The organism is Pseudarthrobacter phenanthrenivorans (assembly GCF_036455295.1).
Classification (GTDB): Bacteria; Actinomycetota; Actinomycetes; order Actinomycetales; family Micrococcaceae; genus Arthrobacter; species Arthrobacter phenanthrenivorans_C.
Window position 1 is genome coordinate 303,792 of the sequence record NZ_JAYXNX010000005.1, and the last position, 15,987, is coordinate 319,778.

The 15,987-nt window shown below is 64.5% G+C and carries 18 protein-coding genes, 2 tRNA genes and 1 other RNA gene; 8 read left to right on the plus strand and 13 right to left on the minus strand.

Annotated elements, in window-relative coordinates; genetic code table 11:
- Window positions 1-155: 155 nt before the first annotated feature.
- From orn to def, 3 genes are all read left to right on the plus strand, one after another.
- The gene (gene orn, locus VXJ37_RS09255; RefSeq protein ID WP_331322732.1) at window positions 156-785 is read left to right on the plus strand and encodes an oligoribonuclease; all 630 of its coding nucleotides are present in this window, start codon (window positions 156-158) and stop codon (window positions 783-785) included.
- Between the two features lie 129 nt (window positions 786-914).
- Window positions 915-987: transfer RNA gene (locus VXJ37_RS09260), tRNA-His, on the plus strand.
- A 131-nt stretch (window positions 988-1,118) separates the two neighbouring features.
- The gene (gene def, locus VXJ37_RS09265; RefSeq protein ID WP_331322733.1) at window positions 1,119-1,691 is read left to right on the plus strand and encodes a peptide deformylase; all 573 of its coding nucleotides are present in this window, start codon (window positions 1,119-1,121) and stop codon (window positions 1,689-1,691) included.
- A gap of 15 nt (window positions 1,692-1,706) precedes the next feature.
- Here the strand turns inward: def and VXJ37_RS09270 are convergent, their stop codons facing one another.
- From VXJ37_RS09270 to rnpB, 5 genes are all read right to left on the minus strand, one after another.
- Window positions 1,707-2,501, minus strand: coding sequence for an HNH endonuclease family protein (locus tag VXJ37_RS09270; protein ID WP_331322734.1), 795 nt, complete (start codon window positions 2,499-2,501; stop codon window positions 1,707-1,709).
- Window positions 2,502-2,619: 118 nt separating this feature from the next.
- Entirely contained in the window at window positions 2,620-2,829 is a 210-nt protein-coding gene (locus VXJ37_RS09275; RefSeq protein WP_331322735.1) for a hypothetical protein, read from the minus strand.
- Between the two features lie 77 nt (window positions 2,830-2,906).
- A complete protein-coding gene (locus tag VXJ37_RS09280; RefSeq protein WP_331322736.1) occupies window positions 2,907-4,385 on the minus strand; it encodes a glyceraldehyde-3-phosphate dehydrogenase in 1,479 nt (492 codons plus the stop codon).
- Window positions 4,386-4,638: 253 nt separating this feature from the next.
- Complete coding sequence (locus tag VXJ37_RS09285) at window positions 4,639-5,172, minus strand: TspO/MBR family protein (RefSeq protein ID WP_331322737.1); 534 nt, start codon at window positions 5,170-5,172, stop codon at window positions 4,639-4,641.
- Window positions 5,173-5,216: 44 nt separating this feature from the next.
- Window positions 5,217-5,604: RNase P RNA component class A (rnpB, locus tag VXJ37_RS09290), an RNA gene on the minus strand.
- Between the two features lie 57 nt (window positions 5,605-5,661).
- Here rnpB and VXJ37_RS09295 point away from each other — a divergent pair.
- Window positions 5,662-6,426, plus strand: a complete 765-nt coding sequence (locus tag VXJ37_RS09295) for a YaaA family protein (protein WP_331322738.1) — start codon at window positions 5,662-5,664, stop codon at window positions 6,424-6,426.
- Between the two features lie 27 nt (window positions 6,427-6,453).
- Here VXJ37_RS09295 and VXJ37_RS09300 read toward each other — a convergent pair whose 3' ends face one another.
- Both VXJ37_RS09300 and VXJ37_RS09305 read right to left on the minus strand, forming a co-directional pair.
- Window positions 6,454-7,191 carry a zinc ribbon domain-containing protein gene (locus VXJ37_RS09300; RefSeq protein ID WP_331322739.1) on the minus strand — a complete coding sequence of 246 codons (738 nt, stop codon included), beginning with the start codon at window positions 7,189-7,191 and terminating at the stop codon, window positions 6,454-6,456.
- A 102-nt stretch (window positions 7,192-7,293) separates the two neighbouring features.
- Window positions 7,294-8,217: a Nif3-like dinuclear metal center hexameric protein gene (locus tag VXJ37_RS09305; protein WP_331322740.1), complete on the minus strand. Its 924-nt coding sequence runs from the start codon at window positions 8,215-8,217 to the stop codon at window positions 7,294-7,296.
- Window positions 8,218-8,317: 100 nt separating this feature from the next.
- Here VXJ37_RS09305 and msrA point away from each other — a divergent pair, with 100 nt between their 5' ends.
- The 3 genes from msrA (at window position 8,318) to epsC (ending at window position 10,466) form a co-directional block, all read left to right on the plus strand.
- On the plus strand, window positions 8,318-8,842 hold the full coding sequence (gene msrA, locus VXJ37_RS09310) for a peptide-methionine (S)-S-oxide reductase MsrA (protein ID WP_141941854.1): 525 nt from the start codon (window positions 8,318-8,320) through the stop codon (window positions 8,840-8,842).
- A 64-nt stretch (window positions 8,843-8,906) separates the two neighbouring features.
- A complete protein-coding gene (cysK, locus tag VXJ37_RS09315) occupies window positions 8,907-9,842 on the plus strand; it encodes a cysteine synthase A (protein WP_331322741.1) in 936 nt (311 codons plus the stop codon).
- 39 nt (window positions 9,843-9,881) lie between these two features.
- Window positions 9,882-10,466, plus strand: a complete 585-nt coding sequence (gene epsC / locus VXJ37_RS09320; RefSeq protein ID WP_018769514.1) for a serine O-acetyltransferase EpsC — start codon at window positions 9,882-9,884, stop codon at window positions 10,464-10,466.
- Between the two features lie 83 nt (window positions 10,467-10,549).
- On the opposite strand, the gene gndA is transcribed toward epsC, so the two are convergent.
- Window positions 10,550-11,986, minus strand: a complete 1,437-nt coding sequence (gene gndA, locus VXJ37_RS09325) for an NADP-dependent phosphogluconate dehydrogenase (RefSeq protein WP_331322742.1) — start codon at window positions 11,984-11,986, stop codon at window positions 10,550-10,552.
- 234 nt (window positions 11,987-12,220) lie between these two features.
- On the opposite strand from gndA, the gene VXJ37_RS09330 reads away from it, so the two are divergent.
- Window positions 12,221-12,946, plus strand: a complete 726-nt coding sequence (locus tag VXJ37_RS09330; RefSeq protein ID WP_331322743.1) for a FadR/GntR family transcriptional regulator — start codon at window positions 12,221-12,223, stop codon at window positions 12,944-12,946.
- A gap of 172 nt (window positions 12,947-13,118) precedes the next feature.
- On the opposite strand, the gene VXJ37_RS09335 is transcribed toward VXJ37_RS09330, so the two are convergent.
- The 5 genes from VXJ37_RS09335 to VXJ37_RS09355 all read right to left on the minus strand — a co-directional run bounded on the left by VXJ37_RS09335 (window position 13,119) and on the right by VXJ37_RS09355 (window position 15,516).
- A complete protein-coding gene (locus VXJ37_RS09335; protein ID WP_331322744.1) occupies window positions 13,119-13,409 on the minus strand; it encodes a hypothetical protein in 291 nt (96 codons plus the stop codon).
- 99 nt (window positions 13,410-13,508) lie between these two features.
- A tRNA-Val gene (locus tag VXJ37_RS09340) sits at window positions 13,509-13,584 on the minus strand.
- Window positions 13,585-13,679: 95 nt separating this feature from the next.
- Window positions 13,680-14,600 carry a Sir2 family NAD-dependent protein deacetylase gene (locus VXJ37_RS09345; RefSeq protein WP_331322763.1) on the minus strand — a complete coding sequence of 307 codons (921 nt, stop codon included), beginning with the start codon at window positions 14,598-14,600 and terminating at the stop codon, window positions 13,680-13,682.
- 5 nt (window positions 14,601-14,605) lie between these two features.
- Window positions 14,606-15,100, minus strand: a complete 495-nt coding sequence (locus VXJ37_RS09350; RefSeq protein WP_331322745.1) for a peroxiredoxin — start codon at window positions 15,098-15,100, stop codon at window positions 14,606-14,608.
- The gene (locus VXJ37_RS09355) at window positions 15,097-15,516 is read right to left on the minus strand and encodes a DUF3052 domain-containing protein (RefSeq protein ID WP_142133578.1); all 420 of its coding nucleotides are present in this window, start codon (window positions 15,514-15,516) and stop codon (window positions 15,097-15,099) included. Before VXJ37_RS09355 ends, VXJ37_RS09350 begins: the two co-directional genes overlap by 4 nt.
- Window positions 15,517-15,987: the final 471 nt, after the last annotated feature.

The following is a 15,987-nucleotide window of genomic DNA, read 5'->3' on the forward strand; positions in this document are numbered from 1 at the left end:
TCAGGATCGTCCAATCTTCGTGCGTTTCCGCTGTTCACCCGGCGGCCCACGCGGGCTGGCCGGGACAAGGTTTAAAGGGCGGAAGGGCGACCCGCCGTGTACCCGAAATCCTAGCATCGGCCGGGCGTCAGGGAGTGTAACGGTAGGCTGGTCCGGTGCCTATATCTAACGAACGAATCGTCTGGATCGACTGCGAAATGACCGGTCTGGACATCAAGAACGATGCCCTGATCGAGGTGGCTGCCCTGGTCACCGATTCGGAACTGAACATTCTCGGGGACGGCGTTGACGTCGTCATCAAGCCCGACGACGCCGCCGTAGCGCAAATGTCCGATTTCGTCCGCGACATGCACACCAAGTCAGGGCTGTTGGCGGAACTGCCGAACGGCAAGACGATGGAAGAGGCGGAAGCCGCCGTCATGGAGTACATCTCCAAGTGGGTCCCGGACCCGCGGAAGGCGCCGCTCGGCGGCAACTCGGTGGGGACGGACCGCGTCTTCCTGTCCCGGGACATGCCTGCCGTGGTTGAGCACCTCCACTACCGCGTCATTGATGTCAGCACCATCAAGGAACTCTCGCGCCGCTGGTATGCCAGGGCCTACTTCCAGTCACCGGCCAAAAAGGGCGGCCACCGCGCGCTGGGAGACATCAAGGACTCTATTGATGAACTCCGCTACTACCGGGAAGCAGTCTTCGTTCCCGCTCCCGGACCTGACAGCGCCACGGCGCAAAAGATTGCCCGGGCAATCACCAATGGCGATGCCGGGGTGGAGGCAGCAGAGTAATCTGCGCCACGTTCGGATGAAATTTTGCTGAAAACCGCAAAAGTGGACGAAGCACCCCTTCCGAGCAGGTAAGCTATTTGAGTTGCGTTTCCAGGGAGCCGCTGAGGCGGAAATCCCTTGAGGCACATGGTGGGCGTAGCTCAGTTGGCAGAGCGCCTGGTTGTGGTCCAGGAGGTCGCGGGTTCAACCCCCGTCGCTCACCCTCACGGGGCGGCACATGCAGCCGTCAATAAGGGAGGCCGCACCGGATATCCGGTGCGGCCTCTTTTGTTGTGCCCCGCCGGGGTACGTGCATTGCAGCCGGGGACACCGCGAAGCCAAAGGACTACTGACATGACCGTTCTGCCGATCACCATCTGGGGCGAGCCCGTCCTGCACCGCCGCGCCGCCGAGGTGGAGGTGTTCGACGACGAACTGCGGACCTTGATCGCCGACATGTTCGAAACCAACGATGCCGCAAACGGTGTGGGCCTTGCCGCGCCGCAGATCGGCGTCGGCAAGCGCATTTTCGTCTACAAGTACGCCAATGACGACGGCGCTCCCCCAGCCGGCGTCGTGGTCAATCCTGTCCTTACCGTCTCCAAGGTTTCCGGGGCCGCACCGGACCCGGACGAGGAGGAAGAGGGCTGCCTGTCTTTCCCGGGTGAGCAGTACCCGCTCAAACGCGCCGAATGGGCCCGTGTTGAGGGTTTCGACGGGGATGGCAATCCCGTCAGGTTTGAGGCCACGGGCTGGTTTGCCAGGGTGATCCAGCACGAGTACGACCACCTGGATGGCAAGCTGTACGTCAACCGACTTATTGACCGCTATTCCCGGAAGGCCATGAAGCAGGCCAAAAAGAACGGCTGGGGCGTTCCGGGGCTGACGTGGATGCCCGGAGTCGATCCGGATCCGTTCGGCCACTGAAGCCTTTGAACAGGGTCAGCGGGCCGTGATGGTCTGCTGCTTCGGGCATGAACCGAGGACCTGCTTCATGGCGTCCTTTTCCGCCGCAGTGACCCACAGTCCGTAAGCCGCTTTCACTGAGATCTGGCGGGCCACATAGTGGCAGCGGATGGCCGTGTTTTTGGGCAGCCAGGTGGCGGCGTCCCCGGCGCTCTTCTGCTGGTTGGCTGCACCATCCGCGGCGATGAGGTTCAGCGGATCGTTGGCCAGGTTCTGGCGCTCCTTGGCCCCCAGTCCCTGCGCTCCCTTTTGCCAGGCATCGCCAAGTGCCACCACGTGATCAATCTGGATGGCGCGGCTGCTCTCGGAGCCGCGGCGGAAGTCAACGTCCCTGCCCGTATACGGTTCGCGGAGGTGCCCGGCCGTTACCCTGCACGTGGAGCCCTCGGAAAACACCACGCCGGACAGATCCCTGCGAAGGATGTCGTTGCGGGTATCGCACCCGTTCCGGTCGACGTCCAGCCATGCCTGGCCGAAGGCCTCCCGGCTGTAGTTGGCGCCCGGCGCCCGGCCTTTCACGGCCAGGCCGTCCAGCGCCGACAGGGCCGTACCGGGCGGCACCGGATGGGGCTCCTGCACCGGCCTCATCCAGCCGGCGTCGAACACGGGCGCCTCGGATGGTCCCTGCTGCGTTGGCCCAGCCGCGAATTGGCCGGCTGTGAAGAACCAGCCGAGGGCGGTGACGATGCCCAGCGCGGCTGCGGCCAAAATGGCCCAGGCCTGCCGGGAACGGCGGCGTGCGCGGCGGTACGCAGACCAGCTGGCGGTCACGGCGTAAACGGCGGAAAGGGAAAGTCAGGCACCCCAAGAGCCTAGGTCAAAGCGCCAGGCCGGCCAGTGATATCCACACTGTTGGGGACGAGTGACGGGTCACACGTCCCCCCGGCCCCTACTGCTCCTTCGTAACCCTTCGAAGGTCCTCCTCGGCGATTGCCAGCAGGCCCTCGAGCTGGCGTACCCGCTCATCGCTGACATCGCCCGTCTTCTGCCCTGCACGCGCGCGCTCAAGCAGGCGCACAGCTTCCTTGTGGTTGGCTTTTGCCACGTCCAGGGCGTGTTCGAGGGTGGTTTCGTGCTGAAGAGTCGATTCGTTGTCCATGCCACCAGTCTGGTCCCGTTTCCCGGCTGATTCCAGAGAACCAGCCGGGAATTCGCAGGGCGTGTCGGCAGGGTGCCTTAGACGGCGATGGCCGCCAGGGCTGCCGCGCTTTCCTTGGCAGGGAACGACGGCGGGTTCACGCCGGCCATTTCCTCCATGACGCGAACCACCTGGCAGCTGTAGCCGAACTCGTTGTCGTACCAGACATACAGGACGAGGTTCTTGTCCGTGGATACCGTGGCGAGGCCGTCCACGATGCCTGCGCGGCGGGAGCCGACGAAGTCAGTGGAGACAACTTCCGGGGAGTCGATGTAGTCGATCTGCTTGCGCAGGTCCGAGTGCAGTGACATCTCCCGCAGGTAGTTGTTGACCTCGTCCTTGGTGGTGCCGTTCTCAAGGGTGAGGTTCAGGATGGCCAGCGATACGTCCGGGGTGGGGACGCGGATGGAGCTGCCGGTGAGCTTGCCCAGGAGTTCGGGCAGGGCCTTGGCCACAGCCTTGGCGGCACCGGTCTCAGTGATGACCATGTTCAGCGCCGCGGAACGGCCACGGCGGTCGCCCTTGTGGAAGTTGTCGATCAGGTTCTGGTCATTGGTGAAGGAGTGGACCGTCTCAACGTGACCGTGGACCACGCCGAACTTGTCGTTGATGGCCTTCAGCACCGGAGTGATGGCGTTGGTGGTGCAGGACGCTGCCGAGACGATCTTGTCCGAATCTGTGATGTCGCGGTGGTTGATGCCGTGGACAATGTTCTTCAGCTCGCCCTTGCCGGGAGCGGTCAGGAGGACCCGGGCCACGCCCTTGCTCTGCAGGTGCTGGGACAGTCCTTCAGCGTCCCGCCAGCGGCCGGTGTTGTCCACCACCAGGGCATTGTTGATGCCGTACGCGGTGTAGTCGATGGTGGCGGGGTCGTTTGAGTAGATGACCTGGATCTGGACGCCGTTGGCCGTGATGGTGTTGGCGGCCTCGTCAATCCGGATTGTGCCTTCGAAGGAACCGTGGACGGAGTCGCGGCGCAGCAGGCTGGCGCGCTTGGACAGGTCGTTGTCGGAGCCGCGGCGCACCACGATGGCGCGCAGCCGCAGCCCGTGGCCGCCACCGGCCTTTTCGATGAGGAGGCGGGCCAGGAGGCGTCCAATGCGGCCGAAGCCGTACAGCACGACGTCGGTGCTGGTGCGGTCGTCACCGCCCCGCTTGCCCACGATTTCTGCCAGTTCGGCGCGGAGGAACTCCTCCAGGGTGGCGCCGTCGCCTTCTTCCTTGAACTTCTGGTTCAGGCGGGCGATGTCGATCGCAGCGGCTCCGAGCTCAAGTCCGGCGAGTGTGTTGAGCAGGGGTGCGGTGTCCTCCAGGAGCAGTTCGTCCTTGCTCATCCGGCGCGCAAAACGGTGTGCCTTGAGGATGTTCATGGTGGACTTGTTGATCAGGCTCCGGCCGTGGATGCTGGTCACCACGTTGTTTTCGCGGTACAGCCTGCCGATGACCGGGATCATGGCCTCAGCCAGGGCCTCCCGGCCCATCCACGTATCAAGACAAGAATCAGACGTCTGGCTCACAGAAATACCTTCCTCGGTTCAGCCGTGTACGTCCTCGTACACGGATGTAGGCCACCTGATGATGTCCAGGGGCACCGGCACCTGCAGGGATGACCCCCAGGCACCTGGATCGCGTGCAAAGAAAAACCGCCGGCTGCGAACGCAACTTTCGGCGGTAGAACTCCTGCGTCCGGTATCCATTCTAATTTGGCGCCCCGCACGGAACACGCTTGCGCTGCGTGAAATCACTCACACGGTATGCGGCGGTGCCCTCTCAGTTATGCATGGCGGCATACAGGTTCAGGCTGGCGGAGAAGACAAGCCAGGAGAAATACGGCAGCACCAGGACCCCGGCGGCGGCGTCGACAGGTCCGAACCTCAGGGTGAGGAACGCAAGGGTGCCCGCAAGTGCGCAGATAATCAGGAATGCCGCCCAGAGGGCCGGCGCTCCAAGCATTGGATACAGCCCGAAGAATGCCACCGGCCAGGCAGTGTTGAGCAGCAGTTGGAGTACATAGCCCGTACGGGTGCCGCCGGTCAGGCCGCCCCTGCGCCACACCAGCCATGCCGCTGCGGCCACCCCGACGTACAGGCCCATCCACGTGGTCCGGAACATCCACGTCGGCGGCATCCAGGGAGCCTTCACCGAGCCGGCGTACCAGCCATTGGCATTCAGGATGATGGGGGCCGAGGCGAGCACCCAGGCCAGTGCGGAGAGGGCAAGGAATCCGGCGAGTGCAGCCACCTGTGACCGGGCACCGGCAACAGGTGGCCGGGCGACGGGGCGGGGGGCAGGAATTACGGGCACGGTCCAGCATCCCCGACACATTGCCCGTGGTCAAACGGGATATGTGGATGGGACAGCCGGTACGCCGGGTTCTGTTCTCCCCCGCCGTTACCGGCAAGGGAGCGACGGCCATCCATCTACGAGTACCGTTGCCGGCACCCTCCAGCGGCCTACCCGGACACTCGGGCGGGCAGCCCTCGAACGTGTCCTGTCTGGCCTTGCTCCGGGTGGGGTTTACCTAGCCTTCCCGGTCACCCGGGAAGCTGGTGGTCTCTTACACCACCGTTTCACCCTTACCTGCTGTTCCCGGCCGGGGCCGGGAACGCGGGCGGTCTGTTTTCTGTGGCACTGGCCTGCGGGTTACCCCGAGTGGGTGTTACCCACCACCCTGCCCTGCGGAGCCCGGACGTTCCTCGAGCCACCTGCGTGGCGCGCGGCCGTCTGGCTGTCCCATCCGCGTCCATCCTACCGGCGCCTGGCGGCTGCTGCTGCCGCCGGTAGGATCGGACGGTGCTGATTCTGCTTCCCCCTTCCGAAGGCAAGACACCCGCGCCCAGTGGTCCTGCCGTCGACTGGTCATCCCTGGGCTTTCCGGATCTGAACCCCTGCCGCGCCAAGGTCCTCGAAGCGCTGGGTACGGCCAGCGCGCATGAGGACGCCCTTGCGCTGCTGGGCGTTGGAGCATCGCTGCGGGACGACGTCGAACGCAACACCCGCCTGCACGGCGAGCCTGCGGCGCCGGCACACAGTATCTACTCAGGTGTCCTGTATGACGCGCTGGGCTACCGTACGCTCACGCCTGCCCAGCGCAGGAAGGCGGATGAGGCGGTCGTGGTAATTTCGGCGCTCTGGGGTGCGCTCCGCTTCAGCGACAGCGTCCCGGCCTACCGGTTGTCCATGGGCGCCGCACTGCCCGATATTGGCCGGCTGGCTCCGTTCTGGAAGGCGCATCTTGGCGGGGCGCTTGGAGCCGCAGCACAGGGACACCTGCTGGTGGACTGCCGCTCCAGCACCTATGCTGCCGCGTGGGCTCCGCCGCCGGAACAGACCGTCGCCGTGAACGTCTTCACGGAGACCGGCGGCGTCCGCAAGGTGGTGAGCCACTTCGCCAAGCACACCCGGGGCGAACTTGCGCGGCACCTCCTGGTGAGGCGGGGCAAAGCCCCCGTGTCGCCGTCGGACCTCCTGAAGGCTGCGCGCGAAAAGTGGGACGCCGAACTGGTGCCCGGCACCGCCCGCAAGCCGCACGCCCTGAACATCATCCTGCCCGGCTGACTTACCCCGCGGGGCGCTGCCGGCTGTTCAGGACCATTCGTCGGAGCGGACCAGGATGGCGCCCGAGTCCGGGCAGAAAACAATGTCGTCGGCGGCGGCGGCCCTGATCTCGGCAAGGTCGCCGGGGCTGAGCTTCATGCCCGAGGCCTCGGAGGTGCCGTGGAAGAGGCGCGCTGCGCCGACTCCCCGCTTTGCCAGGGTCTTCTCGTAGACCGCCAGCATTCCGGCATCCAGGCCGGCAGCGAATGCGGCGCGCTGGGCACCGGTCCCCGCTGCCTCCGTGTCCACCTCCGCCAGGGCGGCATCAAGCTCGGCCCTGATGGTTCCGAAAGATCCCTGGATGTCATCGACGATCTGCTGCTGGGCCGCCTGCCGCCCGCGCAGCGAGTCCAGCCGTTCCATGACTTCCAGTTCCGCGTCTTCAAGATCCGAACGCCGCTTGTTCAGTGAAGCGATGTCCTTCTGCAGGGCCACCAGATCCTTGGAGAGCCCGGTGCCGCTGTTGAGCCGGGCCTCGTCGCGTTCGATCCGCGAAGCCACCTGCTCGACGTCGGCCTCGGCCCTTTTCAGCTCGGCCTCGGCGTCGTGGACGGCCACCTTCGCTGCGCCGAGTTCGCCGTTCGCCACGGACAGGGCGGCCTCAAGGTCCTTGATACGGGGATCATTTTCCAGCGTGCGGCGTCGGTTGGCGAGTCCCTTGAGCCTGGCGTCAAGCCCCTGCAGTTCGAGCAACTTCAACTGTTCCGCCGGTGCTGCCTTGGCCACTGTTACCTCCGCTGGATCCCTTCCGGCCGCAGCCGGGCACCGTACCGGCGCTTCCTAGACTCTAGCGCGTGCCCAGCCTCCCGCCTGCCCCGGGGCCCAACGCTAGCCAGGGGTCAGGATGAAATCCCACGGATCACTGTTGGTGGTGCTGACCCGGATCTCCACCTCATGGCCCTGGTCCGCCAGGACGTTGCCCAGGGCTGCCGCCGCCGCAGGCAGCCACAGCCACTCGCTGGCAAAGTGGGACACATCCACCAGGTAGGGCCGCCCGTTGAGGGCAGCCTCCCGCGCCTCCGACGCTGGATGGTGGCGAAGGTCTGCCGTTACGTAGACATCGGCGTTGCTGGCCCGCACCTCATTGAACAGGGAGTCGCCGGCGCCGCCGCATACCGCGATCCGCCGCACCAGTCCGTCCTTGTCACCGGAAACCCGCACTCCCCCAGCCACGGACGGAAGGATGCCGAAAACCCGGGCGGCAAAGTCGCCCAGGCTCATGGCGTCAGTCAGGTCTCCCACGCGGCCGATGCCTTCCTCCGGAAGTCCGTTGGCGGCAACGGTGAGTGGCGCGACGTCCTGAAGCCCCAGCGCGTCGGCAAGGACATCGGAGACACCTCCGACGGCGGAGTCCCCGTTGGTGTGCACCGTCAGCAGCGCGGTCCCGGACTCAATCAGGCGGTGGACGGCCCGGCCCTTTGCCGACGTGGCAGCCACCGACGTGACGCCCTTCAGCAGCAACGGGTGGTGGGTAATAAGCAGTTCGGCTCCCCACTCCACAGCCTCGTCGATGACTTCCAGCGTGGGATCGACCGCGAACATCACCTTGGACACGGACGCCGAAGGGTGCCCTGCCACCAGGCCCACCTCGTCCCAATTCTCCGCAAGGGATTCCGGCCACAGTTCCTCGACGGCCAAGAGCAGCTCAGCCAGCGTGGGGTTGTCCGCGGAACCGGTCGGGGCCGGCGTGTCGGAGGAGGGTTCGCCGTCGTGATCTGCCTGGCCGGTAACGTCGGTGTCCACAGGTTCCATAGTCTTAGTTTTACCCCATTGGGTACCGGCCGCCGCAGATTGCACCGGCCGCGCCGGGCCGCCGGGGAATGATCCTGCGCCGTCAACCATTGAAGAGGTCATGAAAACTTTTGTTCTTGGCGGAGGCTGCTTCTGGTGCCTTGATGCCGTCTACCAGAAGACCAGGGGCGTCACTTCGGTGGTGTCCGGCTACACCGGCGGCCACGATCCGGACCCTGACTACTACTCCGTCTGCAGCGGAACCACGGGCCACGCCGAAGTTGTGGCGGTGACCTTCGATGAGGAAATCATCCCCGCGGAGGTCATCCTGGACATGTTCTTCGCCCTGCACGATCCCACTACGCTGAACCGCCAGGGCTACGACGTGGGCACCCAATACCGGTCCTCGATGTTCTACGAGACCACCGAGGAGAAGATCCTTTTTGAAGAGGCGATCGAACGCAACCAGGCCCTGTGGCCGCATCCGATCGTCACCGAGGTCAGCCGCCTGCCACGGTTCCATGTGGCGGAGGAATTCCACCAGGATTACTACGCCAAACACCCCGAGCAGGGGTACTGCCAGGTGATCATCAACCCTAAGCTGGCCAAGGCCCGGAAATATTACTCTGCGTGGCTTAACGCTTAGCTACCGTTACCCGGCCTCGTTAGGCTGACCTCAGTATTCACCCCTTAGAGATAGGCGTATGTACATGGCACGGATCTATGACGATGTGACGCAACTGGTCGGCGGGACCCCGCTGGTCCGGTTGAACCGGCTCAGCGAGGGGCTGGATGCCACCGTTGCCGTGAAGCTGGAGTTCTACAACCCGGCCAACAGCGTCAAGGACCGCATCGGTGTTGCCATCATCGACGCCGCGGAAAAGTCCGGGGCCCTGAAGCCCGGCGGCACCATTGTCGAAGGTACCTCGGGCAACACGGGCATCGCCCTTGCCATGGTTGGCGCCGCCCGCGGCTACAAGGTCATCCTCACCATGCCCGAGACCATGTCCACTGAGCGACGCGTCATGCTGCGCGCCTTTGGTGCCGAGATTGTGCTTACCCCGGGCTCCGAGGGCATGAGGGGTGCCGTGGAAAAGGCCCAGGAAATCGTGGCCAACACGGAAAACTCCATCTGGGCCCAGCAGTTTGCCAACGAAGCCAACCCTGAAGTCCACCGCAAGACCACCGCTGAGGAGGTCTGGGCCGACACCGACGGCGCCGTGGACATTTTCGTGGCAGGCATCGGCACCGGCGGCACCATCACCGGTGTGGGCCAGGTCCTGAAGGAACGCAAGCCGGGCGTCCAGATCGTGGCCGTGGAACCCAAGGACTCCCCCATCCTGAACGGCGGCGCCCCGGGCCCGCACAAGATCCAGGGCCTGGGCGCCAACTTCATCCCGGAACTGCTGGACACCAACGTCTACGACGAGGTTATTGACGCCACCCTTGAGGATTCGGTCCGGGTGGCCCGCGAACTGGGTGTCAAGGAAGGCATCCTGGGCGGCATCTCCTCGGGAGCCATCGTCTGGGCGGCCCTGGAGCTGGCCAAGCGGCCGGAAAATGCCGGCAAGCTGATTGTGGCGGTCGTGTGCGACTTCGGTGAGCGTTACATCTCCACCGTGCTCTATGACGACATCCGCGGCTGATCAGTCCGCTGTCCGCCCGTTTCCTGTAGAAAGAACTTTGTGGGCTTTTTCGCAAGACTGAAGGAAGACCTCGACGCCGCCCGGTCCCACGACCCGGCGGCTCGAGGTTCTTTTGAGAACTTTTTCGCCTATTCCGGCCTCCATGCCATTTGGATCCACCGGCTGACCCACCGCATGTGGCAGAACCCGTCGCTGCGGTTTCCGGCACGGCTCCTGTCGCAACTGGGCCGCTCCTGGACCGGCATCGAGATCCATCCGGGCGCCACGATCGGCCGGCGCTTCTTCATTGACCACGGCATGGGCGTGGTCATTGGCGAGACCGCCGAGATCGGCGAGGACGTGATGATCTACCACGGCGTAACGCTGGGCGGACGGTCCCTGGCCAGGATCAAGCGCCACCCCACCATTGGCGACCGTGTCACCATTGGTGCCGGCGCGAAGATCCTGGGACCAATCACCATCGGCAGGGACAGCGCCGTCGGCGCCAACGCCGTAGTGGTCAAGGACGCGCCACCGGAATCCATCGTCACCGGCGTTCCCGCCAAGTGGCGGCACCGCGACGCGCAGCGGGAAACCAAACCCGCCGTGGACCCGGCAGAATACGACATCGAATACCGGATCTGATTCATTAGCAGCCATAAACAAGGCGGGCAGTTCCACCGGGTGACCGGGGAACTGCCCGCCTCTGTTATGCGGCAGCGGGGGTACTAGTGCGTGTCCACCGCTTCAACTTCGGACTTGTCCTCGCCCCACAGGGTGTGGAAGGTTCCTTCGGTGTCAACGCGGCCATAGGTGTGCGCACCGAACAGGTCGCGCTGGCCCTGGATCAGGGCGGCGGCCACGCGCTTGCGGCGCAGGCCGTCGTAGTACGCGAGCGACGAGGAAAACACCGGTACCGGGATGCCCAGCTGGACTGCCGTTGCAACCACGCGGCGCCAGGCCGGCAGGGCGTCTGCAATGGCCTTGGTGAATGCCGGGGCGAACAGCAGGTTGGCCGGCTTTTCATCGGCGGCGTAGGCCTTGGTGATGTCCTTCAGCAGTTCGGCGCGGATGATGCAGCCTGCGCGCCACAGGGAGGCGATCTCGTCCAGCTTCAGGTCCCAGCCGTATTCCTTGGCAGCAGAGGTCAGCATGTCCAGGCCCTGGGCGTAGGAGACCAGCTTGGAGGCGTAGAGCGCCTGGCGGACGTCCTCGACGAACGTCTCGGGAATTTCCACCTTAACCTCGTTGCCGGCCAGGAGTTCCTGGCCCAGCTTGCGCTGGGCAGCCTGGGAGGAGAGGGCGCGGGCAAAGACGGACTCGGCGATCCCGGACACCGGGGAGCCGAGTTCCAGGGCTGAGATAACGGTCCAGCGGCCCGTGCCCTTCTGTCCGGCGGCGTCAACCACGACGTCGACGAACGGCTTTCCGGTCTTGGCGTCCACGTGGCCCAGGACCTCCGCGGAGATTTCGATCAGGAAGGAGGACAGCTCGCCCTTGTTCCACTCGGTGAAAATCTTTGCCTGTTCGGCAGGCTCGATGCCGGCGCCTGAGCGCAGCAGGTCAAAGGCCTCACCGATGACCTGCATGTCGGCGTACTCGATGCCGTTGTGGACCATCTTGACGAAGTGTCCCGCACCGTCGGTGCCGATCCAGGCGCAGCAGGGCTCGCCGTCGACCTTTGCGGAGATCTTCTCCAGCAGCGGGCCGAGGGCTTTGTAGGACTCCTTGGAGCCGCCCGGCATGATGGAGGGGCCGTTCAGTGCGCCTTCCTCACCACCGGACACGCCGACACCCACGAAGTGCAGGTCCTTCTTGGCCAGTGCTGCTTCCCGGCGGCGGGTGTCCTCATAGTGGGAGTTGCCCGCATCGATAATGATGTCCCCCGGCTCCAGCAGCGGCTCGAGCTGCTCGATCACAGAGTCCACCGGCTTGCCGGCCTTGACCATGATCAGCACGCGGCGCGGCTTCTCCAGGGAATCAACCAGTTCCTGCAGGGTTTCGGTCCGGATGAAGTCCCCTTCGGAGCCGTGCTTCTCCAGCAGGGCGTCGGTCTTCTCCACCGACCTGTTGTGCAGGGCAACCGTGAACCCGTTCCGGGCCAGGTTGCGGGCAAGGTTGGCGCCCATGACGGCGAGGCCGGTGACACCGATGTGTGCAGACATCAATAACTCCAATTCATTGTTCGCCTCGGCTGCCGCTTTCCGCAGGAGGGAAGGCGCCGGGGCAGATCAGGGGGTCGGAATAAAGCATATATATTCTGTCGGTGACGCGAAAGTAACGTCCGCGTCATGGAACCGATTGTGTCGGTGCCAGTCTAGGGCTGCTGCGCCGCAGTGTCCCGGGCGGGCGGGGCCGGGCTGCAGTCCGGAGGCCTGCCAACAACTAGGCTTGGATTCATGACCAGCAGCCTCCACCACCGTGCCATCGACAACCTGGGCACGCGGATCATCTCAGGGGATCTTCCTGCCGGCCATGTCATGCTGGCCGAGCAGCTTGAGGTTGAACTGAAGGTGTCCCGGTCGGTCATCCGGGAAGCGGTGCGGGTGCTGCAGTCGCTGGGGCTGGTGGAAACCACCAAGCGCGTGGGCATCCGGGTCTTGCCGTCAAGCCGTTGGAATCCCTTTGATCCGCAGGTGATCAGGTGGCGCCTTGCCAGCGACGCACGCGGCGCCCAGCTGCGTTCCCTTGCCGAACTGCGCGCAGCAGTGGAACCGGCCGCTGCCGAGCTGGCGGCGCAGAACGCCCCCGCACCCCTGCGGATGGAACTCGTTGACGTTGCCCGCGCCATGCGGGAGGCCGGCAACAACGGCGAAGTTGCGCGCTTCCTGGAGCTGGACATCCGCTTCCACTCGCTGCTGCTCTCGGGGTCCGGCAACGAGATGTTCGCGAACCTCATGGGGCAGGTTGCCGAGACCCTGACCGGCCGCACGGTCCATGGGCTGATGCCCGACCACCCGCACCAGGCTGCCCTGCAGTGGCATGAGGATGTGGCGGAGGCAATCGCCAGGGGCGATGCCGCCTCGGCCCGCGAAGCCTCAGACCGGATTATGCGGCGGACCATGTCCCAAATGGCCGATACGTGGACGGAGCAGCCCCGGGTGTTCATCCCCGTTCGGCAGTAGGAGCCGTGCTGCCGTGTGCCGGAACGCCGGGGTTTGCGACACAGAACGAACATGACTTTTTGTTTCCGGCAGTTCACGGTATATTCATTGCAGGCCCTCCCCCGCGGCATCCCCCAATAGTCGCGGTGGAGGGTTTTCCAATGTCCGGAAACAGCCGGAAGGCGCCCCGTACCTAGGCTGCTCCCGCCGCAGTTTCCCTGAGGTGCCAGCCGCCGCCGAGCCCGTCACGCTGGAGGTACAGCGTGGTCAAGGCGGACCTGCTGTTGTTTCCCAGCCTGACCTGCAGCTGCAGGACCTCAACGTCGACGCCGCTGTTGCCCTTTGGCATGCGCCGGCTGGTCTCCCACCAGTTGATGCGCTCAAACCACCTGACGGGTTCGGCACCTACAGCCCATTCCCTGCCCCGGCTCAGCACCGCCGTCGGAATGCCGTTGCTGTTTGTTTGCACGATGACCTTTTCCATTCCTGCAACGTAAGGCAGGGGTCTGACAATGGCGGCCGCATCCAGGTATGAAAAAGCCCCGCTGCCTGCGCCGCGATGGGCAAGGCAACGGGGTTTTCGTGGTGGGTCCTACCGGGATCGAACCGATGACATCCACGGTGTAAACGTGGCGCTCTACCAGCTGAGCTAAAGACCCAAAACGCGTTGATCCCGGCCGTTCCGCCGTAACCAACGAACATAGACTCTACCCGACTCCCGGCACGAAACGCGAATCCGGGCGTGCCCGCTCCGCTACAGGGAAGGAAGTTCAACCGCGAGGTAGCCCAGCGCCTGGCTTACCCCCGCTTCGAGTTTGATGGTCGCCTTCTCATCACCGCGGGTGGCACCCCTGTTGATGATGACCACCGGCTTGTTTTCCTTGGCGGCGTGCCGCACAAAGCGCAGGCCGCTCATGACCGTCAGGGAGGACCCCGCCACCACCAGCGCCGCCGCCTCGTCCACCACGGCATACGAGCGTTCCACCCGGTCCTTGGGCACGTTCTCGCCAAAGTAGACGAAGTCAGGTTTCAGTGTCCCGCCGCAGGCAGGACAAACTGCCACCACGAAGCTGCGGATAAGCGTCTGGTCCTCAACCGTTGCGTCCGCGTCGGGGGCCATTTCCACGAGGCCGGTCGCGGCTGCCTGTTCCAGGAATCCGGGGTTGAGTTCCTCGAAGACGCCGGCCAGGAGGCGCCGGGAGTAGGTACGTCCGCAGTCAAGGCAGATGACCTGGTCATACCGGCCATGGAGATCAACGACGTTCGAACTGCCCGCGTCCTGGTGGAGGCGGTCCACGTTCTGTGTAATGAGGCCGGTAAGGTAACCCCGGCGTTCCAGCTCGGCGGCGGAAAAATGTCCCCGGTTGGGGTCCGCGTGCCTCATATGCGACCAGCCGATATGGTTCCGGGCCCAATAGCGCTGGCGGTTGGCCGGGTCGCGGACGAACTCCTGGTACGTCATGGGCGACCGCGGCGGCGAATCCGGGCCGCGGTAATCCGGTATTCCCGAGTCGGTGCTGAGACCCGCACCCGTCAGCAGCGCGAAGGGAGCGCCGGCGAGCAGGTCCCGGATCCGGGCCAGAACTTCCAAATCAGCACCTGAAAGCGGCTCAGGATCCACGGGCGGCATGCTGGCGAAACCCGTAAGCCCGGTGCCGCGCCGCTGCCCATCCATGCCGTTCAAGCCTGCTTTAGACCCGCGAGGACTTTGCGGTATTCGGCGAAGTCGCGGGCTTGGCCACGCGGGTTCACCACGCTGTAACGGACCCGGCCCTCTGCGTCGATGATGAAGGTTGCGCGCTTGGCCATGCCGCTGCCGGCATCAAACACGCCATAGGCCCCTGCGACACCGCCGTGCGGCCAGAAATCGGCCAGGAGGTCAAAGGTGTAGCCCTCCTGGGCGGCATAGGCGCGGAGGCTGAACTTGCTGTCCACGGAAACTGCCAGGACCACGGCGTTCGAATCCTCAAACAGGCCCAGGTTGTCCCGAATCTCGCACAGCTCGCCGGTGCAGATGCCCGAGAATGCGAAAGGATAGAACACCACTGCCACATTCTGCCCGCGGAATGACGACAGCCTGACCGGCTCGCCGTACTGGTTGGCCAGCTCGAAATCCGGAGCGAGTGACCCCAGGGCAGGGACCTCGGCGGAAGCGGCCTCAACCGCTGCCGTCATTTGTTCTTCCTGCTGACCAGGCGGGTGGCGCTCCAGTCCTTCGATACCCCGGCAGAGGTGGTGACATGCAGGCCGGCAGTAGGCGCGGCTTCCTGGATGTCCGCAGGCGAAACATAGCCGTCCCTGCCGGACTTGGGGGTGAGGACCCAGACAACGCCGTTTTCGCTCAGTGTGGTGAGCGAGTCCACCAGGCTGTCCACCAGGTCACCGTCGCCGTCACGCCACCAGAGGATGACGGCATCCGCTACCTCGTGATCGTCCTCATCCAGCATTTCGGAACCGGTGAGGTCCTCAATATCGTCACGCAAGTCGAAATCGACATCGTCGTCGTAACCGAACTCCTGAATCAGATCCCCGTTTTTGAAACCTAATTTTTCCGCCACATTTACCGAAGTGGCGGCGTCGGCCTCGCTCACGTGTTCCTCCAATACCTCATATATGCGGTGCGCATAGTGATTTCCATTACTCCCAAGCCAACACCCTTTGTGCCTGCGCTTCAAGCTGCCGCCCCCGGGATTGCGCATATTCTGCGTCACATGCGGTTACGGCGGCCCCACTGCAGGGGCTTTTCGTCACACAACCAGTATGACGAACGAAATACAACCGGAGCGCCCGGGGGGCAGCTACGCATCGTCTTCCCGTCAGGGCTAGAGTGGCTGGTGACAACTATGCCTGCGGGACGAGAACCTTGTGACTCCGTGCAGACATAGGAGCGCTAGGAAGCTGCCCGGCACACATGACCGGGCTGTTGTAACCGATACGTCGCACACGGCGTATGTACGCCGGGCAGTCACCCTGCCTGGCCTGAGTGCGCCGATTCATGCGCGCAAAGAGAGGTTGGACGTGGCTGCAGGAGAAGATACCTCCCATATCCTCAGCGGGTTGAC